Genomic DNA, 17,527 nt, shown 5'->3' with positions numbered 1-17,527 from the left:
ACCAAATGGTAAAAAAGGGGAACAATCAATGACCAAAGATATCCTGATTTCACGCCGGGCAGTGATCGCATCCGGCATTGCGCTTGGGGTCAGCGGCTTTGCCCCGCTGGCAAGAGCGGCCGCGCCGCTGAAAGTTGCCGGCATTCATGCCTCGCCGGTTGAAAATGCCTGGAACTCCTGTCTGCACAAGGCCCTGCAGGACGCGGCCAAGGAAGGCGTTATCGAATATGTCTTCTCCGAAGGTGTTTCCGGCACCGATTATCCCCGCGCCATGCGCGAATATGCCGAACAGGGCAACAAGCTGATTATCGGCGAGGCCTATGCGGTGGAGAAAGAGGCCCGGCAGGTCGCGGCCGACTATCCCGATACCGCCTTCGTGCTGGGTTCGAGCGGCGAGCAGGCCGGCGATAATTTCGGTGTCTTCGGCACCTGGAACCATGACGGCGCCTATCTTGCCGGCATGCTGGCGGGCAAGATGACCAAGTCGAATATCGTCGGTTCGGTCGGCGCTATTCCGATCCCCGAGGTCAACATGTTGATCAACGCGTTCGCGGCCGGCGTCAAGGCCGTCAACCCGGAGGCAAAACACCTCGTCTCCTTCATCGGCACCTTCTTCGATCCGCCGAAGGCCCGCGAAGCCGGTCTTGCCCAGATCGACGCCGGCGCCGACATCCTGTTCGGCGAACGTATCGGTACCGCCGATGCCGCCAAGGAACGCGGCATCAAATCGGTCGGCTCGCTGATCGACTATACGCCGCGCTACCCTGACACTGTGTTTGCCAACGCCATGTGGTATTTCCGCCCGATCCTCAACGCTGCGATCGCCGATGTCGCGGCCGGAAAACCGGTCGGTAGGAACTACACCTCCTACGGCCTGATGAAGGAAGGCGGCAGCGATATCGTCTTTGTGAAGGGCGTGGCGCCCGCCGATGCGGAGGCTGCGATGGAAGCCAAGCGGGCGGAGATCAAGGCCGGCACCTTCGAGGTTCCGAAGATGATGGACGAGCCGAAGTAATTCGACTCATGCAAAGCGATGCGACCGACCTGGCGGCAGCGATCCGGCATGGCAAGCTGAGCGCTGCCGAGGCGATGCAGGCTTCTCTTGAGGCCGCTGCGCGGCAGGCGGCGCTCGGCGCGCTCGCCTATCTCGATGCCGCCATGGGCCTTGCCTCGGCGGACGACCGCGACCGGGAGCGGCGGAGCGCGCCGGATCGCTTTTCCATCAGGCCCTTTGCCGGTGTGCCGAGTTTGGCGAAAGATCTTGGCGGCCCCTTCGCCGGTCTGCCGGTCACCGCCGGTTCCCGTCTCTTCGAAAGAAAGGGCGGCGAAGCGGATTCCGATCTGGCTGCTCGTTTCCGCGACGCCGGCTTCTGCCTGTTCGGCCTGACGACGAGCCCGGAATTTGGGCTGTCGCTTGCCAGCGAACCGGCGATCGGGCCTCTCTGCCGCAACCCGCTCGATCCGGCCCGAACCGCGGGCGGCTCCTCCGGCGGTGCGGCGGCTGCGGTTGCCGCCGGGATCGTTGCGATCGCACATGCCACCGACGCGGGCGGCTCGATCCGTGTGCCCGCCGCCTGCTGCGGCCTCGTCGGAATGAAGCCGACGCGCGGCGCCATCCCGGGCGGCCCCTCCTTTGGCAACCACCTCGCCGGTATCGCCAGCGAACTCGCGGTCTGCCGTTCGGTGCGGGATACGGCGCTGATATTCGACGGGTTGGCCGGCGATTCACGAGGACCTTTTCCGGACCCCTCCTCTGTCGATAGCAACGACGGTCGTTTGCGAGCCGGCCTGCTGGTTGATACTGGGCCGGTCTATCCGACGGAGGGTGATCGGCTCGCAGCCGTCGAGGATGCGGCTCGTGCGCTCGAGAATGACGGACACCTGATCGTTCCGTTGAGCTGGGCCGAGTTCGAAGGAAGCGTCACGTCAAGCGGCCGCGCCTTCGCCGATATCGTCTCCGCCAACCTTGCGGCGCTCATCGAGGCGGCGGCTCTGGATGAAAGCAGGGCCGAGCCTCTGACGCAGGCTTTTGCTGCGCGCGGACGAGGGCTTTCGGTCACATCGCTCTGGAACACGCTGAACGAGGCCGTTCTGGTGAGCCATAAGCTCTGGACGCTGTTCGACAAGGTCGATTGCATTCTCATGCCGATGCTTTCGTCTGCGCCTCTTGCGATCGGCTCCTTTCCGTCCGATCATACCGACACGGATCTGCATCTCGAGCGGATGACGGCCTTTGCGCCGCTTGCCTGCCTCGCCAATATTTCGGGTTTTCCTGCTTTGACGCTGCCTTTCGGACAGGATGAGCACGCCCTGCCGCTGCCGGTGCAGATCATGGCGCCGATGGGTCACGAACCGCGCCTCCTGTCGCTTGCCGCACGCTTGGAGTCCGAGGGGCGGTGGCAGCATCGGTTTCCCGTCGCGGGACTGCCGTCATGACCGGGCCGGTGCTGGAGATCACAGGCGTCAGCAAGCGTTTCGGCGCCAATCTCGCCAATGACGATATTTCCATGACTCTTGCCAAGGGTGAGGTCGTGGCGCTGCTTGGCGAGAACGGTGCGGGCAAGACCACGCTGATGAGCATCCTTTTCGGCCATTACATGCCGGATGCCGGCCGAATTCTGATCGAAGGCAGAGAGGTGCCGCAGGGCAAGCCGCGCGCGGCGATCCAGGCCGGCGTCGGCATGGTGCATCAGCATTTCTCGCTCGCGCCCAATCTGACCGTTCTCGAAAATGTCATGACCGGCACGGAAAGACTGTGGTCCTGGCGCTCGGGAACTTCCGCGGCGCGCAAGAAGCTGCTGACGATATCCGAGCGCTTCGGCCTCAAGGTCGATCCGGATGCGCGCCTTGGCGACCTGTCGGTCGGTGAGCAGCAACGCGTCGAGATCCTCAAGGCGCTCTATAACGATGCCCGCATCCTGATCCTCGACGAGCCGACGGCGGTGCTGACCAATATCGAGGCCGAACGACTGTTCACGACGCTGAGGGAAATGGCCCGCCAGGGCCTTTCGTTGATCTTCATCTCGCACAAGCTCGACGAGGTGATGGCAGCGGCCGACCGCATCGTGGTCTTACGCGGCGGCAAGATGGTCGCCGAACGCAAGACGTCGGACACCAGCAAAGAGGAACTCGCCGAACTGATGGTCGGGCACCGTGTGACGCGGCCCGTGCGCGAGCCGTCGACAGCCGGCGCCATTGCCCTCGAAGCGGCCGATGTGACGGTGCGCAGCGGCGGCGTCGATCGGCTGAAGTCGATCAGCTTCCGGCTGCATGCGGGAGAAATCCTCGGCATCATCGGTGTTTCGGGCAATGGTCAGGCGACATTGGCGCATCTTCTCTCCGGCATGCTGGCGCGCAGCGCCGGCGACCTTCTGCTGTTCGGGGAAGCCGTCGGCAATCTCGGTGTCGCCGATGTCGTCGACGCCGGCATCGGCCGCATTCCCGAGGATCGCAACGAGGAAGGCGTAATCGGCGAAATGGCGATCTGGGAAAACGCCGTGCTGGAACGCATCGCCTCATCGGCCTTTTCGCGCCGTGGTCTCGTCAATCGCAAAGCGGGCATGGCCTTCGCCAGGGAGATCATCGACGGATTCGATGTCCGCGGCGGCGGCCCGGCCATTCGCACCCGGCTGCTCTCCGGCGGCAATATGCAAAAGCTCATTCTCGGCCGCAACCTGCATCGGCGGCCGCGGATCCTGATTGCGGCGCAGCCTGCGCGCGGTCTCGATGAAGGGGCGGTGGCAGCCGTGCACGCCCGCTTGCTCGAAGCCCGCAGGCAAGGGACCGCCGTGCTGCTGATCTCCGAAGACCTCGACGAGGTGATCGCGCTTGCCGATCGCATACAGGCGATCGTCGGCGGCCGGCTGTCGCCGCCCGTCGAGGCTGAAGACGCCGATGCGCGCAGGCTGGGGCTGATGATGGCCGGCGAATGGCAGCAAAACCCAGAGGCCGGCCATGCGATTTGAGCGCCGCGAACACCGTCCGCTTTCCCTGCTGATCGTCACGCCCGTCATCGCGGTGATCGCAGCCCTGGCGCTTTCGGGCATCCTGATATCAATTGCCGGCGCGCCCGTGCTCGATGCCTATTGGCGCATCCTGACCGGTGCTTTCGGCTCGCGGCTGTCGGCAACCGAAACGCTGACGCGGGCAACGCCGCTGATGCTGACCGGGCTTGCCGCGGCCGTCGCCTTCCGGGCACGACTCTGGAATATCGGCGCCGAGGGCCAGTTCTATCTCGGCGCCATCGCCGTTGCGGCGGCAAGCTCGAAACTGCTCGGCAATCTTCCCGCCCCCATTCTCATTCCATTGCTACTGCTGATCGGCGCCATTGCCGGCATGGTGCTGATCCTGATCCCGCTCTGGCTCAGGCTGCGCTTCTCGGTCGATGAAGTCGTCACCAGCCTGCTGTTGAACTTCATCGCCGTGCTCTTCGTCTCGATGCTGATCGATGGCGTTCTCAAGGATCCGCTCGCCTTCGGCTGGCCGCAGTCGCAATCGGTCAGCGATCACGCCATGCTGCCGAAGCTGATCGCCCGTTCGCGCCTGCATATCGGCTTTGCGATCGCAATCGCGCTGGCGATCCTCGTCCATTTCATCCAGTCGCGCACCGTGTTCGGCATGCAGTCGCGCGCGGCCGGCCTCAATCCGGGCGGCGCTGTTTTTGCGGGCGTGCCCCTCGGCAGAACGCTGGTGAAGGTCGCCTGCCTCTCCGGCGGGCTTGCAGGGTTGGCAGGAGCGATCGAGGTGATGGGGGTCAAGGGTTACGTGACGACCGACCTGTCGCCCGGTTTCGGCTATGCCGGTATCGTCGTCGCCATGCTCGCCAACCTCAATCCACTCGGCGTCGTCTTTGCCGCCATTTTCACCGCCACCATGTTCGTGGGCGCCGATGGCATGAGCCGAGGCCTCGGGATCCCGACCTATATCGCCGACGTCACCGTGGCGCTGTCGCTGCTGACGATGCTGATCGCATTGTTCTTCACCCAATACAGGATCCGGCGATGATGCAGCTCTTCGACATCATCGCCTCCGCTGGGCTCTGGGCGGCAATCCTGCGGATCGCCACACCGCTGATTTTCGGCACGATCGGCGCCCTGCTCTGCGAACGGGCCGGCGTGCTCAATCTCGGCATCGAGGGCATCATGACCTTCGGCGCGATGATCGGCTGGCTTTCCGTCTATCACGGCGCCGATCTCTGGACGGGCCTGCTGATTGCCGCCATTGCCGGCGGCGTCTTCGGCCTGCTGCATGCGGGCCTGACAGTGACGCTCGGCCTCTCCCAGCATGTCGCTGGTCTCGGCGTCACCCTCTTTGCCTCCAGCTTCAGCTATTATGTCTTCCGGCTGATCGTGCCGCTTGCCAATACGCCGCCCACCATCGTGCCGTTCCAGCCGATCGCCATTCCGGGTCTTTCGACTCTGCCTTTCATCGGGCCAGCCTTCTTCACGCAGACGGCGCCGACCTATCTCGCGATCGCCATCGCCCTACTGATGGCCTACATCATCTTCCGCACGCCCGTTGGGCTTGCGATCCGCATGACCGGTGAAAATCCGCATGCGGCGGAAGCGCAGGGCGTCAATCCGATGAAGGTGCGCTATGGCGCGGTGATTGCCGGAAGCGCACTGATGGGAATGGGCGGCGCCTTCCTGACCCTGTCGGCGTTCAACAGCTTTTTCCCGACCATGGTGCAGGGGCGCGGCTGGATCTGCATCGCGCTCGTCGTCTTCGCTTCCTGGCGGCCCGGTCGCGCGCTGTTCGGCGCCCTGCTCTTCGCTTTCTTCGATGCCTTCCAGCTCCGGCTGCAAACCGCGCTGAGCGGGCTTGTACCCTATCAGCTCTTTTTGATGACGCCCTATATCCTTTCCATTGCCGCCCTTGCCGTCATGGCCCGCCGCGCCCGCGTACCGCAGGCACTGATGCAGCCCTATCGTCGCGGCGAACGCTGAACCACTTCTGTCCAATGAGGCTCCGATGTTCGATCTGATCGTCAGAAATGCAAATCTCCCTGATGGCCGAAAGGGCGTCGATATCGGCATCCAGGGCGGCAAGATCATCGCGGTCGAGCCCAATCTCCAGGCGCAGCCGAGGGAAGAAATCGACGCGTCAGGCCGGCTGGTCAGCCCGCCCTTCGTCGATCCGCATTTCCATATGGACGCGACCCTGTCGCTCGGCCTGCCGCGCATGAACCTATCCGGCACCCTGCTCGAGGGCATCGCACTCTGGGGAGAGTTGCGCCCGATCGTGACGAAGGAGGAACTGGTCGATCGTGCACTGCGCTATTGCGATCTGGCGGTCACGCAGGGCCTGCTCTTCATCCGCAGCCATGTCGACACCAGTGATCCGAGGCTTGTGACCGTCGAGGCGATGATCGAGGTGCGCGAGAAGGTCGCGCCCTATATCGATCTGCAGCTGGTCGCCTTCCCCCAGGACGGTTATTACCGCTCGCCGGGGGCGATCGACGCGCTCAACCGCGCCCTCGACATGGGCGTTGATATCGTCGGCGGCATTCCGCATTTCGAACGGACGATGGGTGAAGGCACGGCGTCGGTCGAGGCGCTCTGCCGCATCGCCGCCGATCGCGGCCTGCCGGTCGATATGCATTGCGACGAAACCGACGATCCGCTCTCGCGCCATATTGAGACGCTGGCTGCGGAAACCATCCGCTTCGGCTTACAGGGACGCGTCGCCGGCTCGCATCTGACCTCGATGCACTCGATGGACAATTATTATGTCTCCAAGCTCATTCCGCTGATGGCGGAGGCCGAGATCAACGTCATCCCCAATCCGCTGATCAACATCATGCTGCAGGGCCGGCACGACACCTATCCGAAACGCCGCGGCATGACCCGCGTGCGGGAGCTGATGGATGCCGGGCTCAATGTTTCCTTCGGGCACGACTGTGTCATGGACCCCTGGTATTCGATGGGATCGGGCGACATGCTGGAGGTCGGCCATATGGCAATCCATGTCGCACAGATGGCCGGCATCGACGACAAGAAGAGGATCTTCGACGCGCTGACCGTCAATTCGGCGAAGACGATGGGGCTTGAAGGCTACGGCCTGGAAAAGGGATGCAAGGCCGACCTGGTCATCCTTCAGGCGAGCGACACGCTGGAAGCGCTGCGGCTGAAGCCGAACCGGCTGGCGGTGATCCGTCGCGGCAAGGTCATCGCCCGCTCGGCGCCGCGCATCGGCGAGCTTTTCCTGGAAGGGCGCCCAGCCCGGATCGACGGCGGTCTGGATTACGTGCCTCGTTGTTGAGGTGTCGTGGAGGCTACCGGCTTACCGGAGCAGCTTCCATCTGCGCCAAAACAAAAAGGGCCGCGCGCCTGACCGTCGCATCACATCGGGTTTTGCGACATCGCAAATATCATTCGCAAAACCATCGCTTCAATCGGGATTATCGCAACAGCTTGACGAATCAGCATCTGCTCGACAATTTTATTTCGGCGTGGCCTGCGCCTAACCTCCCAGACCTTCCCCAGCATGGTCTTGAACGGAGGCAAAGGGACTTTCGTCTCAGTCCGTTGTCTTGGTCCGATCGTTTCGGGCGGGTTGCTGGGGAACTGCGTCCGAGGCGTGAAAGGCCTGACAATGACGCAAAACGGAAATCTCAAACGCCTTGTACGTGCTCGCGCAGCCAAAACCGGCGAATCTTACACCGCAGCTCTTCAACATATCCGCCAACGACCGGACGAAGCCGTGATCCGTTCGATACGGATCGCTGTCGCCCAAACATCGCTGTTCAACGATCCTCGTGATATTTCGGCGCTCCGTGCCAGCGGAGTGGAAATGCGCCGCCTTATGGAGGAAGCGCATAAGACAGGCGCTCGCCTCATACACTTCCCCGAGGGAGCGACCTGTTCGCCAAACAAACGCATCATGTCTGAGAATGGGCCTCGGGAAATTGGCCCGTCCAATTGGACGCGCTGCGAATGGAGTATTTTGCGGGAGGAACTGGAGGCAACCAGAAAATTTGCGAGCGAACTTAAGCTATGGACGATATTCGGCTCCGTCCATCAGCTCACTTCGCCACATCGACCGCATAACAGTCTCTACGTGATATCCGATCGTGGAGAACTGGTGACACGCTACGACGAGCGTCTGCTATCGAATACGAAAATCTCTTTTATGTACTCGCCGGGAAAAAATCCGGTGACCTTTGAGGTGGATGGTCTCCGTTTCGGCTGCTCGATGGGCATGGAACTGCATTATCCGGAAATTTTCACAGAATATGAGCGGCATGATGTCGATTGCGTCCTCTTCTCCACCACAGGCGAGGCGCCTTCAGCGCCTTCACTGGCTTTCGCCGCGGAGGCATTGGGACACGCTGCAAGCAATTCCTACTGGATCAGTTTTTCAGCTCATGCGCCGCAGAGCGTCACGGTCCCTTCCGGAATAGCTGCGCCTGATGGGCAATGGGCGGTACAATGCCCCACAAGTGGGGAAGCTGCGATCGCTGTTACGACCATCAGAAATGATCCGGAGTCTCCCGCAAGACCTTGGCGGCGAAACGCCCGTGCCAACCTTTACACGCCACACCAGATAGATGGTGATCCGAGGAGTGACGGTCGCAACCTATTCTGACGAATAGGTATTGGTCAGCGGGGTGGTTTACCCGCTGACCTCCCGGTGCGCGGCAAGGAACTTTTCTGCCTTGTCGCGAAGATCCTGACTTTCGAACGCGGCAAAAGCCGGGACTTTTGCAGCACACGGGTAGCGGCACAGATGGGGGAAGCGGAAACGGCTTTTGGACGAGCTCGTGACAGAGCTGACGTTGATACGATTGCTGATGTGTGGCCGGCCGTGTCGGCCCGACAGATTCGGTTGCCTAACAGCAAAAAGCGGGTACCGGGGCTTGGCAATAGCGTAAATGCGCCTACTGGCTAGTCCTTGACGTCACGGCCACCCGCAGGAGGCGCATGAATAGTTTCGTGTCGTCCGCAAGGCTGGAGCCGTCAACTCGCGCGTGTTTGATCCCATCCATTGCAGCCACAATGATATTGGCCAGTTGCGCGGGCGGGGCCTGCAGCGGTTCAAGTTCGATCTCATCGCTCTCCACGGCGGCTATCAAGGTCTGTGTCAGCATGCTTAATAGCTTAGTCCGCGCCTCGAGCGTGATATCCGCAGCCAAGGCCATATTGGCAGCAAACAGCTCTTCCGGATCGGCACTACCGCCAAAGGGGGCGATCAACTCCCGCTGAAAGACCGATATGGCCATTTCTATTCGATCAATTGCCCTCCCCTTGCCCTCCAGAACTGCTGCCACTTCATTCAGTGTCCGGGTATGCGCTCGCATTGAGCCGGCCCGAAACAACTCTTCTTTGCTGCTGAAGCTCAGGTAGAGCGAGGCGCGCGAGATTCTCGCAGCGCGCGCAATGTCCGCCATCGAGGTTTTTCGAAAGCCAAAGCGCACAAACACCGGCAAGGCGGCGTCCAAAATCTGCGTTATTTTTTGCTCGGCTTGCATCATGTGGGCATATTGACACTTTTGGTCCATGCTGTCAAAAGGACGATTAGACAAATATAGTATATGTGTCTAATTTGATTGAGCCGCCCAGACGTGGTCACAAGGAGCTTCGATGAACACAGCGACGGACGACCCCACAACTGTAACGGTCTTGGTGACGGGCATTGGAGGGTTCCTCGCCGGGCACATCGGCTTGCAGTTGCTTGATCAAGGATATCGGGTTCGAGGCAGCCTGCGTCGCCTTGACAAGAGCGATGCCGTACAAAGCCAGTTTCGCGCGCAAATTCACAAGGATGCTCTTGAGCGCCTCAGCTTCGTTCAGGCTGATCTTGACAGCGACGATGGCTGGACTGCGGCTGTCGAAGGATGCAGCTATGTCATTCATAGGGCGTCACCTTTCCCCCCGGGGTTTCCTGAAAATGAGGATGCGCTTATCCAGACAGCCCGTGACGGTGCGTTGCGGGTACTCCATGCGGCGCACCGCGCGCGCGTTAAGCGTGTGGTACTCACCTCCTCCATAGCCGCCACCAACCATGGCGACGGGAAGGCGCCTTTCACCGAAAAAAACTGGACAGACCCGGAAGGCCAACGGGCGACGCCCTACTACAAGTCGAAGACCCTGACCGAGCGGGCTGCCTGGATTTTTGCGCATGAGGTTGGCCTCGATCTGGCGGTCATCAACCCGAGCATGATTCTTGGGCCGTTACTCAGCGCGAATTTCGGGACGTCCGTGGGCCTGATCCATCATCTGATGACGGGACAATTCGAGGGCATTCCACGCTTCGGCTTCTCTGTAGTGGATGTGCGCGATGTCGCAGACGCTCACATTCGAGCGATGACCCATCCCGTGGCCAAGAGCCAACGTTTCATCGTCGGGGGCCGATTTTTCTGGCTCAGAGATTTGGTGGCCGTTCTTGCGGCTTCTTTCCCTGAGTACGCCGCCCGGCTGCCGTCAGGCGAAGTTCCCGATGAGGTCGTCAAGGCCATGGCGCAGTCGGACCCCAATGCCCGAATTATCGTTCACGAACTCAATCGAGATCTGAGTGTTAGCGCAGAAAAAGCCCAGCGTGTCCTGAACTGGCGCTCGCGCCCGGAGGAGGATGCCATACGCGCCAGCGCCCAAAGCCTCATCGACCTGGGATTGGTCCGCCGTCGGGGGGAACCGGCAATGTGATCACTATGCTCTGAAGCATTTCTACCGCGCATATCGGTCGCCCGGTGAGGGATCGAGCGATCTCTCGTTTTCAAATGGAGAACACGCATGACAGTCTCGTTCGCCGACGCCCTTTCCACAACCAATGACGCCGACCTTCTCCGCGAAACTGAACGCGCCAGACTGCGCGCACTCGTTAGCGCGGATATTGTTCGGGCAAGACAGCTTCATGCTCCAGACTTTCAATTGATAACGCCGATCGGCGCAGCGCTTTCAAAAGACGAATACCTGGGTGCGATTGCCTCCGGACAAATCAGGTATTTGACGTGGGAGCCCGCCGAGATCGATGTGCGCCTATACGGCAGTGGGGCGGTCATTCGATATCGCGCCCAACTGGAAGTTATCTTCAGCGGCCACAAAGTCCCCCTCCATGATTATTGGCACACCGATGTCTATGAGCGTCGCGACGGGCAATGGATGGTCGTCTGGTCACAGGCGACCACCGTCAGATAGCGGGAAGTCTTGCTGGCTGTGGCGAACGCTTTCCATGGATCGAGGCACAACTGTTCAAAGGACACCAACGGTGCTGGCGGGCCGGCTCTCAATAGAGGATGCCAACCGACGGCGGCCGAGGTGCCGCCATCAGTAAAAGAGGTCCGTCCAGGCACCACCTACAAAGACCGTTGATGTTGGCAGCCGATCGTTGGCAGGGGGCATTGCTGCAACTGTCCCAAGTCTGTGAATGACCGCTTCTGAATGTGGGGCGATCATTCCTGGACGTCTTACTTAGGTAGGAGCCGGCCACTCAAATGTCGCAAAAATCCCAGGCTTCGCGATAAAGTTGCCACCGTCTTGGCCCGGAGCCTATTTCTTCGAGGCCTCGTAGAGCGCCTTGGTTTCGGCGTTCATCGGATAGAGGCCGGGCAGCGGCACGCCTTCATCGATCCTGGTCATGATCCAGGCTTCCATCCGCTCCTGTTCCGGCGCTTCATCAAGCACGGTGTCGAGCATATCGGCCGGGATTAGCACCGCGCCGTCCTGGTCGACGACGATGATGTCGTCGGGAAAGACCGCCACGCCGCCGCAGCCGATCGGCTGCTGCCAGGCGACGAAGGTCAGACCGGCGACCGAAGGGGGGGCTGCGACGCCGCGGCACCAGACCGGCAGGCCGGTGTCGAGCACGCCGGCAAGGTCGCGCACCACGCCGTCGGTGACGAGTGCGGCAACGCCTCTCTTCTGCATGCGGGCGCAGAGGATATCGCCGAAGATGCCGGCCTCGGTGACTCCCATCGCATCGACGATGGCGACGCAGCCTTCCGGCATCGCCTCGATCGCAGCGCGCGTCGAAATCGGCGAGGCCCAGGATGCCGGCGTCGCGAGATCCTCGCGGGCCGGTACGAAGCGTAGCGTGAAGGCCGGACCGACGATGCGCGGCTGGCCGGGCTTCAAGGGAGTGGCGCCGCGGATCCAGACGTTTCGCAGGCCCTTCTTCAGAAGAACGGTCGTCAGTGTCGCGGTCGAAACGGTCTTGAGGGTTGCTATCGCTTCAGCGCTAAGGGCCATCGGTTGTCAGTTCCAATTGGGTTTCTGTCAGACACTCTGGATCATGCCGCCATCGACGCGGATCACCGATCCGGTGAGATAGGAAGCAGGCTCGCTCGCCAGGAAGGTGACGACATTGCCATATTCTTCCGGCCGGCCATAGCGGCCGAGCGGAATGTTGCCGGTGCTCTCAGTGACGATGTCGTCGATGGAACGGTTTTCGCGTTTGGCCTTCTGCTCGTCGAGGAAGGTGATGCGGCCGGTGGCGATCCGGCCCGGCAGGACGATATTGACGGTGATGCCGTCGCGCCCGACCTCGCGCGCCAGTGTTTTCGACCAGCCGACCAAAGACAGGCGCAATGCATTCGAGATGCCGAGATTGGGAATCGGCGCGACCACGCCCGACGAGGTCGAGGTGACGATGCGCCCCCATTTGCGCGCCCGCATCTGCGGCAACACGCGATCGGTAATGGCGATGACGGAGAGCACCATGCTCTGGAAATACTGGTTCCAGAGCATCGGATCCTGGCCGGAGACGGTGGTCGGCGGTGGGCCGCCGGTATTGTTGACGAGGACATCGACCGGTCCGAACTGGCGCTCGATTTCAGCGACATGCGCATCGATCGAACCGAGATCGGAAAGGTTCCATTGCAGCGCCAGCGCCTTGCCACCTTCGGATTCGATCGCAGCCGTGGTCTTCTCAGCGGCGGCGAGATCGATATCCGCCGCGGCAATTCTGGCGCCTTCACGCGCAAGCTTGACGGCAATCGCGCTGCCCAGTCCGCCGCCGGCGCCAAGCACCAGGGCCGTCTTGTCCTTCAGGCCGAAATCCATTTCATCTCCTCATGTGGTCGGGCCATCTTTCGGAGCAATGGATCGTAAATAAAATATGGCTTCTGCTTCGTTCAAGAGATAGAAAAACTATCGATGGACACACGCTTTCTCGAAACCTTCATTATCGTTGCCGAGCGGCACTCGCTGGCGGAGGCGGCGCAGCGGCTGAACCTCACGCCTGCGGCCGTCGCCCAGCGCATCCGCGCATTGGAGGCCGAGCTCGGGGTGCGGCTGCTGGTGCGTTCCGGTCGCGTCATGCGGCCGACGGAGGCGGGTTTTGCCATTCTCGAACGTTGCAGGGAGCTGGTGCGCGATACACGCGATCTGAAGGCGATGGCCGGCACCGCGACGATTTCGGGCGAGATGCGGATCGGGGCGATCAATACGGCGCTGACCGGTCTCGTTCCCGACATTCTCCACCGCCTCGCCCAGGATTACCCGCTGATCGAGATCTTCCTCAAGCCGGGCTCTTCGATGGACCTCTATGCCGAGGTTCTGAACGGCGCGCTGGACGCGGCCTTCATCATCGAACCGCGATTTCCGATGCAGAAGACGCTGACCTTCAACAAGCTGCGCCAGGAACCCCTGGTGCTGATCGCTCCGCCGGACTGTAAGGGGGTGGATCCGCTCGAACTGTTGAAGACCCTGCCCTTCATCCGCTACGACCGCAACCAATGGGGTGGTCACATCGCCGATGAATATCTGCGCGAGATCGGCATCCATCCGGTCGAGCGTTACGAACTCGACGCGCTGGAGGCGATCGCGGTGATGGTAGACCGCGGTCTCGGGATCTCGATCGTGCCGGATTGGGCGCCGCCCTGGCCGGCTGGCCTTGATATCCTCAAGCTGCCCCTGCCCCGCTCGTCCGCTATGCGCACCGTCGGCATCGTGGCGACGCGATCCTCGCCACGGGCAAATCTCGTCGCCGCGCTTCTGGAAACCAGCCGCGCGGCGATGGGAGCCTGATCAATTTCAGGCGATCTTCTGACGAACCGGCAGTTTCCAGCCGGGCCGGACGAAATGGCAGGTATAGCCGTTCGGAATCCGCTCCAGATAATCCTGATGCTCGGGTTCGGCCTCCCAGAAATCGCTGACCGGCACGACTTCGGTGACGACCTTGCCGGGCCACAGGCCTGAGGCGTCGACATCGGCGATCGTATCCTTGGCGACGCGCTCCTGCTCGGGGGTGACGTAGAAGATCGCCGAGCGGTAGCTCAAGCCAACATCGTTGCCCTGGCGGTTGCGCGTGCTCGGGTCGTGGATCTGGAAGAAGAATTCGAGGATTTCCCGATAGCTGATCCTTGAGGGGTCGAAGATGATCTCGATCGCCTCAGCATGGGTTCCGTGGTTGCGGTAGGTGGCATTCGGCACATCGCCGCCGGTATAGCCGACGCGGGTTGAAATCACGCCCTTGTATCGGCGGATCAGGTCCTGCATGCCCCAGAAGCAACCGCCGGCGAGGACTGCACGTTCTTCGGTCATTGGATATCTCCTTGTTTGCCGAGAGATAGTGTTTCCCGCCGAAGATTTCCATACGGCGGAATTCAGCACAGCTGTGCAATTTCCCTCAGATACGCCCGATCTGTCATGTCGATGTTACGCGCCGGCGCTAGCAAGGCCTTGAACATTCCTGCGGAGGCTGAGCCTCGACACCTGATGGAGACGGGTTATGAATAGACGCGAATTTCTGATCACATCATCAGCTGCAGCCGGTCTGCTGGCTCTTCCGCGTTTCGCATCGGCCGCGGCCGGCACGATCGATCTCTACAGCGGTTCGGATGCCAATATCGTCGACCTCTGGAACAACACCATCCGCCCCGCCTTCGAAAAGGCGCATCCAGGCGTTGCCCTGAAGGTGACCGATGCCGGCGACAATAACGGTTTGCGCGCCATCGCCGACCGTGCGCTCGCCGCACTGAAGACGAAGACCGATCCGCAGGCCGACCTGTTCGAGGTGTTCGATCCGCGCCTGCCGTCCGGCGGCATCGATGCCGGCCTCTGGGTCAAGTTCTCCGCCGAGAATATCGAAGCCTACGACCATATCAATCCGCTTGCCTTCGATACCCCTTACTCGCTTCCCTACCGCGGTTCGCAGGTGCTTCTCGCCTACGACACCACCAAGCTCGATCCGAAGGATGCACCGAAGAGCTGGGAGCAGCTCACCGCATGGATCAAGGCCAATCCCGGCCAGTTCATCTACAACCGTCCGGACAAGGGCGGCTCGGGCGGCAACTTCGTCCGCCGGGCGATCCATGAGGCCAATGGCCGCGATCCGAAGAAGTTCAAGATCGACAATTTCACCGCCGACTTCGCCACGGAAGCGCTGACGCCGGCCTGGAAGATCCTCAACGACCTCGAGCCCGCGCTCTACGACAAGGGCGCCTATACCGCCGGCAACACCCAGTCGATCCAGTTGCTCGCCCAGGGCGTCGTCACCATGGTCCCGGTCTGGTCGGACCAGGTGCTGCAGGCGATCTCCCAGGGCGTGCTGCCGGAGACGACCGGCCTCGTGCAGCTTACTGATCTCGCCCTTTGCGGCGGCTTTTCCGGCATCACGGTGTTCTCGAACGGCGCCAACAAGGATGCGGCGCTGAAGCTGGCCGCCTTCATGCTGACGAAGGAAATGCAGGAAGCGATCATCACTCAGATCGGCGGCTTCCCCGGCATCTCCTGGGACCATATCTCCGACGATCTCCGCAAGAAATATGCCGACGTCATTCCATCGACCATCCCGACCTTCCCGGGCGGCGACTGGGAAAAGGCAATCGCCGACGGCTGGTACCGCAACGTCGCTCCGGGCATCAGCCGAACCTGATGTCCACCGAAACTGCGCCGGCGGTTTCCAGCCGTCACCCGTCCATCACCAGGGGGAGCTCCATCGGGCTCCTCCTCGTCGCCCTACCGGTCTTCCTGCTCGCATGGCTGATCATCTTTCCGATCTTTTCGGCGGTCGTCGGCACCATCTTCGTTCGCGGTCCTGACGGAGCGAAAGAAGTCTCGCTTGCCTCCTATCGCTTCTTCTTCACTGACGGCTACAGCCTCGGCAATCTCTGGCTGACGCTTTGGACGACCGCCGTCTGCGGCATCCTGCTTCTGGCGATCGGCCTTCCGATCGCGCTTTACCTTCGCTTCTCGCAGGGGCGTCTTGCCGCCTATGTGCAGGCTCTTGCGATCTTCCCGATGTTCGTGCCGTCGATCATCCTCGCCTATGCGCTGATCCGGACGATCGGGCCGAACGGCACCGTCGACCTGTTGCTGAATTCAGTCGGCCTGCCCAAGCTGCGCACGCCCTATCTGACGCCGTGGGGACCGGTCATCGGCCTCGTCTGGGACAATCTTCCGCTGACGGTGCTGATGCTGACGGCCGGGCTCTCCTCCATCTCGAACAGCGCCGTCGAGGCCGCCCGCGATGTCGGCGCAAGGCCGTTTCGGGTCTTCATCTCGATCATCCTGCCGCGCATGGGCAATTCGCTGCTGGTGACGGCGTCCTTTGCGGTGCTTGGCATCTTTTCCGCCTTCACCCTACCCTATGTGCTCGGCTCGGCATCGCCGGAGATGATGGGGCCGTTCATGCAGCGCACCTTCGCTGATATGAACGACCCGCTTGATGCCATGACCCAGGCCGTCATCACATTCGCCTTCTGCCTGGTTTTCGGCATTTTCTACATCCGGTCGATCGCCCGCAACCGCGAGGCCCAGCTATGACGACCGGCAGATCGAGCATGGATCTTCGCTTCGACTGGATCGGCTTGCTCTTCGCGTGCCTGCTGACACTGTTCATCGCGCTGCCGTTGATCGTGGTCGGCACATGGGCCTTCACCGAAGTCTGGCGTTATCCCTCGGTCATCCCGCAGCAGTTCGGCCTGCGTTTCTGGGGGCAGACGCTGGCGCGGGGGGATGTCTGGGACGCGCTCTTCCTCAGCCTGCGGCTGACGACGACGGTGACCATTCTCTCCGCCGTCATCTGCCTTCCCGCGGCCTACGCCTTCGCGCGCATGCGTTTTCCCGGCAGGAACATTCTGTTTCTGTCGTTCCTCGCATCGCATGCCTTTCCAAAATTCGGCCTGCTCGTCGCTATTGCCGGCATCTTCCTGCAGTTCGGCCTGATCAGCACCTTCTGGGGCGTCGTGCTGATCCAACTCGTCGGCACGCTGATGCTGATGATCTGGATCCCAGTCGCTGCCTTCCAGAATGTCGACCGGCGCATGGAAGAGGCGGCGCGCGATGCCGGCGCCACACCGCTGCGCGTCTTCTGGTCGATCACCCTGCCGCAGGCGGCACCGACGATATCAGCGGCGCTGCTTTTGACCTTCGTCGGCACCTTCTACGAGACCGAAGGCGCCTGGTTGATCGGCGCGCCGGAGATTCGCACCATGCCGGTGCTGATGATCAGCTTCATCAACAACCAGATCGTCGTGCAATACGGCGCCGTGCTCTCGGTCATGCTGTGGGTGCCGTCCTTCATCGCGCTGATGTTTGCACGCCGCGTGATCGGCACCGGCGCCCTTGCGAGAGGTTTCGGCGCATGA

Annotated in this window: 17 protein-coding genes; 13 read left to right on the top strand and 4 right to left on the bottom strand. The window is 61.7% G+C overall.

Annotated elements, in window-relative coordinates; all coding sequences use genetic code 11:
* Nucleotides 1–28 precede the first annotated feature (28 nt).
* The 7 genes from NE851_RS04565 (at nucleotide 29) to NE851_RS04535 (ending at nucleotide 8,586) form a co-directional block, all read left to right on the top strand.
* Complete coding sequence (locus NE851_RS04565; protein WP_047613180.1) at nucleotides 29–1,015, top strand: BMP family protein; 987 nt, start codon at nucleotides 29–31, stop codon at nucleotides 1,013–1,015.
* 8 nt (nucleotides 1,016–1,023) lie between these two features.
* A complete protein-coding gene (locus NE851_RS04560; RefSeq protein WP_063476141.1) occupies nucleotides 1,024–2,436 on the top strand; it encodes an amidase in 1,413 nt (470 codons plus the stop codon).
* The gene (locus NE851_RS04555; RefSeq protein ID WP_183907609.1) at nucleotides 2,433–3,965 is read left to right on the top strand and encodes an ABC transporter ATP-binding protein; all 1,533 of its coding nucleotides are present in this window, start codon (nucleotides 2,433–2,435) and stop codon (nucleotides 3,963–3,965) included. The genes NE851_RS04560 and NE851_RS04555 overlap by 4 nt, the downstream gene beginning before the upstream one ends.
* Nucleotides 3,955–5,004 carry an ABC transporter permease gene (locus tag NE851_RS04550; protein WP_097543991.1) on the top strand — a complete coding sequence of 350 codons (1,050 nt, stop codon included), beginning with the start codon at nucleotides 3,955–3,957 and terminating at the stop codon, nucleotides 5,002–5,004. The genes NE851_RS04555 and NE851_RS04550 overlap by 11 nt, the downstream gene beginning before the upstream one ends.
* Nucleotides 5,001–5,945, top strand: a complete 945-nt coding sequence (locus NE851_RS04545; RefSeq protein WP_063476138.1) for an ABC transporter permease — start codon at nucleotides 5,001–5,003, stop codon at nucleotides 5,943–5,945. The genes NE851_RS04550 and NE851_RS04545 overlap by 4 nt, the downstream gene beginning before the upstream one ends.
* 25 nt (nucleotides 5,946–5,970) lie before the next feature.
* The gene (locus NE851_RS04540; RefSeq protein ID WP_183907597.1) at nucleotides 5,971–7,260 is read left to right on the top strand and encodes an amidohydrolase family protein; all 1,290 of its coding nucleotides are present in this window, start codon (nucleotides 5,971–5,973) and stop codon (nucleotides 7,258–7,260) included.
* Nucleotides 7,261–7,593: 333 nt separating this feature from the next.
* Complete coding sequence (locus tag NE851_RS04535; protein ID WP_097594771.1) at nucleotides 7,594–8,586, top strand: carbon-nitrogen hydrolase family protein; 993 nt, start codon at nucleotides 7,594–7,596, stop codon at nucleotides 8,584–8,586.
* Nucleotides 8,587–8,878: 292 nt separating this feature from the next.
* Here the strand turns inward: NE851_RS04535 and NE851_RS04530 are convergent, their stop codons facing one another.
* On the bottom strand, nucleotides 8,879–9,472 hold the full coding sequence (locus NE851_RS04530) for a TetR/AcrR family transcriptional regulator (RefSeq protein WP_088930365.1): 594 nt from the start codon (nucleotides 9,470–9,472) through the stop codon (nucleotides 8,879–8,881).
* 109 nt (nucleotides 9,473–9,581) lie between these two features.
* Here NE851_RS04530 and NE851_RS04525 point away from each other — a divergent pair, with 109 nt between their 5' ends.
* Together NE851_RS04525 and NE851_RS04520 are read left to right on the top strand one after the other, a co-directional pair.
* Nucleotides 9,582–10,643: an SDR family oxidoreductase gene (locus NE851_RS04525; protein WP_183907595.1), complete on the top strand. Its 1,062-nt coding sequence runs from the start codon at nucleotides 9,582–9,584 to the stop codon at nucleotides 10,641–10,643.
* A gap of 87 nt (nucleotides 10,644–10,730) precedes the next feature.
* Nucleotides 10,731–11,135 carry a nuclear transport factor 2 family protein gene (locus tag NE851_RS04520; RefSeq protein WP_132573471.1) on the top strand — a complete coding sequence of 135 codons (405 nt, stop codon included), beginning with the start codon at nucleotides 10,731–10,733 and terminating at the stop codon, nucleotides 11,133–11,135.
* Between the two features lie 351 nt (nucleotides 11,136–11,486).
* Here NE851_RS04520 and NE851_RS04515 read toward each other — a convergent pair whose 3' ends face one another.
* Both NE851_RS04515 and NE851_RS04510 read right to left on the bottom strand, forming a co-directional pair.
* Complete coding sequence (locus NE851_RS04515) at nucleotides 11,487–12,185, bottom strand: ribonuclease activity regulator RraA (RefSeq protein WP_132573473.1); 699 nt, start codon at nucleotides 12,183–12,185, stop codon at nucleotides 11,487–11,489.
* Nucleotides 12,186–12,212: 27 nt separating this feature from the next.
* Entirely contained in the window at nucleotides 12,213–12,998 is a 786-nt protein-coding gene (locus tag NE851_RS04510) for an SDR family oxidoreductase (protein WP_132573475.1), read from the bottom strand.
* Between the two features lie 93 nt (nucleotides 12,999–13,091).
* Between NE851_RS04510 and NE851_RS04505 the strand changes: the two genes are divergently transcribed.
* The gene (locus NE851_RS04505) at nucleotides 13,092–13,964 is read left to right on the top strand and encodes a LysR family transcriptional regulator (protein WP_063476130.1); all 873 of its coding nucleotides are present in this window, start codon (nucleotides 13,092–13,094) and stop codon (nucleotides 13,962–13,964) included.
* A 6-nt stretch (nucleotides 13,965–13,970) separates the two neighbouring features.
* Here the strand turns inward: NE851_RS04505 and msrA are convergent, their stop codons facing one another.
* Complete coding sequence (gene msrA / locus NE851_RS04500; protein WP_018448987.1) at nucleotides 13,971–14,480, bottom strand: peptide-methionine (S)-S-oxide reductase MsrA; 510 nt, start codon at nucleotides 14,478–14,480, stop codon at nucleotides 13,971–13,973.
* Nucleotides 14,481–14,667: 187 nt separating this feature from the next.
* Between msrA and NE851_RS04495 the strand changes: the two genes are divergently transcribed.
* The 3 genes from NE851_RS04495 to NE851_RS04485 are packed head-to-tail and all read left to right on the top strand — an operon-like array spanning nucleotide 14,668 to nucleotide 17,527.
* The gene (locus NE851_RS04495; RefSeq protein ID WP_183902959.1) at nucleotides 14,668–15,813 is read left to right on the top strand and encodes an extracellular solute-binding protein; all 1,146 of its coding nucleotides are present in this window, start codon (nucleotides 14,668–14,670) and stop codon (nucleotides 15,811–15,813) included.
* Nucleotides 15,813–16,703 (top strand): ABC transporter permease, encoded by an 891-nt coding sequence (locus NE851_RS04490; protein WP_183902960.1) that lies wholly within the window; start codon nucleotides 15,813–15,815, stop codon nucleotides 16,701–16,703. Before NE851_RS04495 ends, NE851_RS04490 begins: the two co-directional genes overlap by 1 nt.
* Entirely contained in the window at nucleotides 16,700–17,527 is an 828-nt protein-coding gene (locus tag NE851_RS04485) for an ABC transporter permease (RefSeq protein WP_132573481.1), read from the top strand. Before NE851_RS04490 ends, NE851_RS04485 begins: the two co-directional genes overlap by 4 nt.

This window comes from Rhizobium anhuiense bv. trifolii (genome assembly GCF_024346605.1).
In the GTDB taxonomy this organism is placed as follows: Bacteria; Pseudomonadota; Alphaproteobacteria; order Rhizobiales; family Rhizobiaceae; genus Rhizobium; species Rhizobium anhuiense.
The sequence above is the reverse complement of the archived record's forward strand: the minus strand, read 5'-3'. Positions and strand labels throughout refer to the sequence as shown.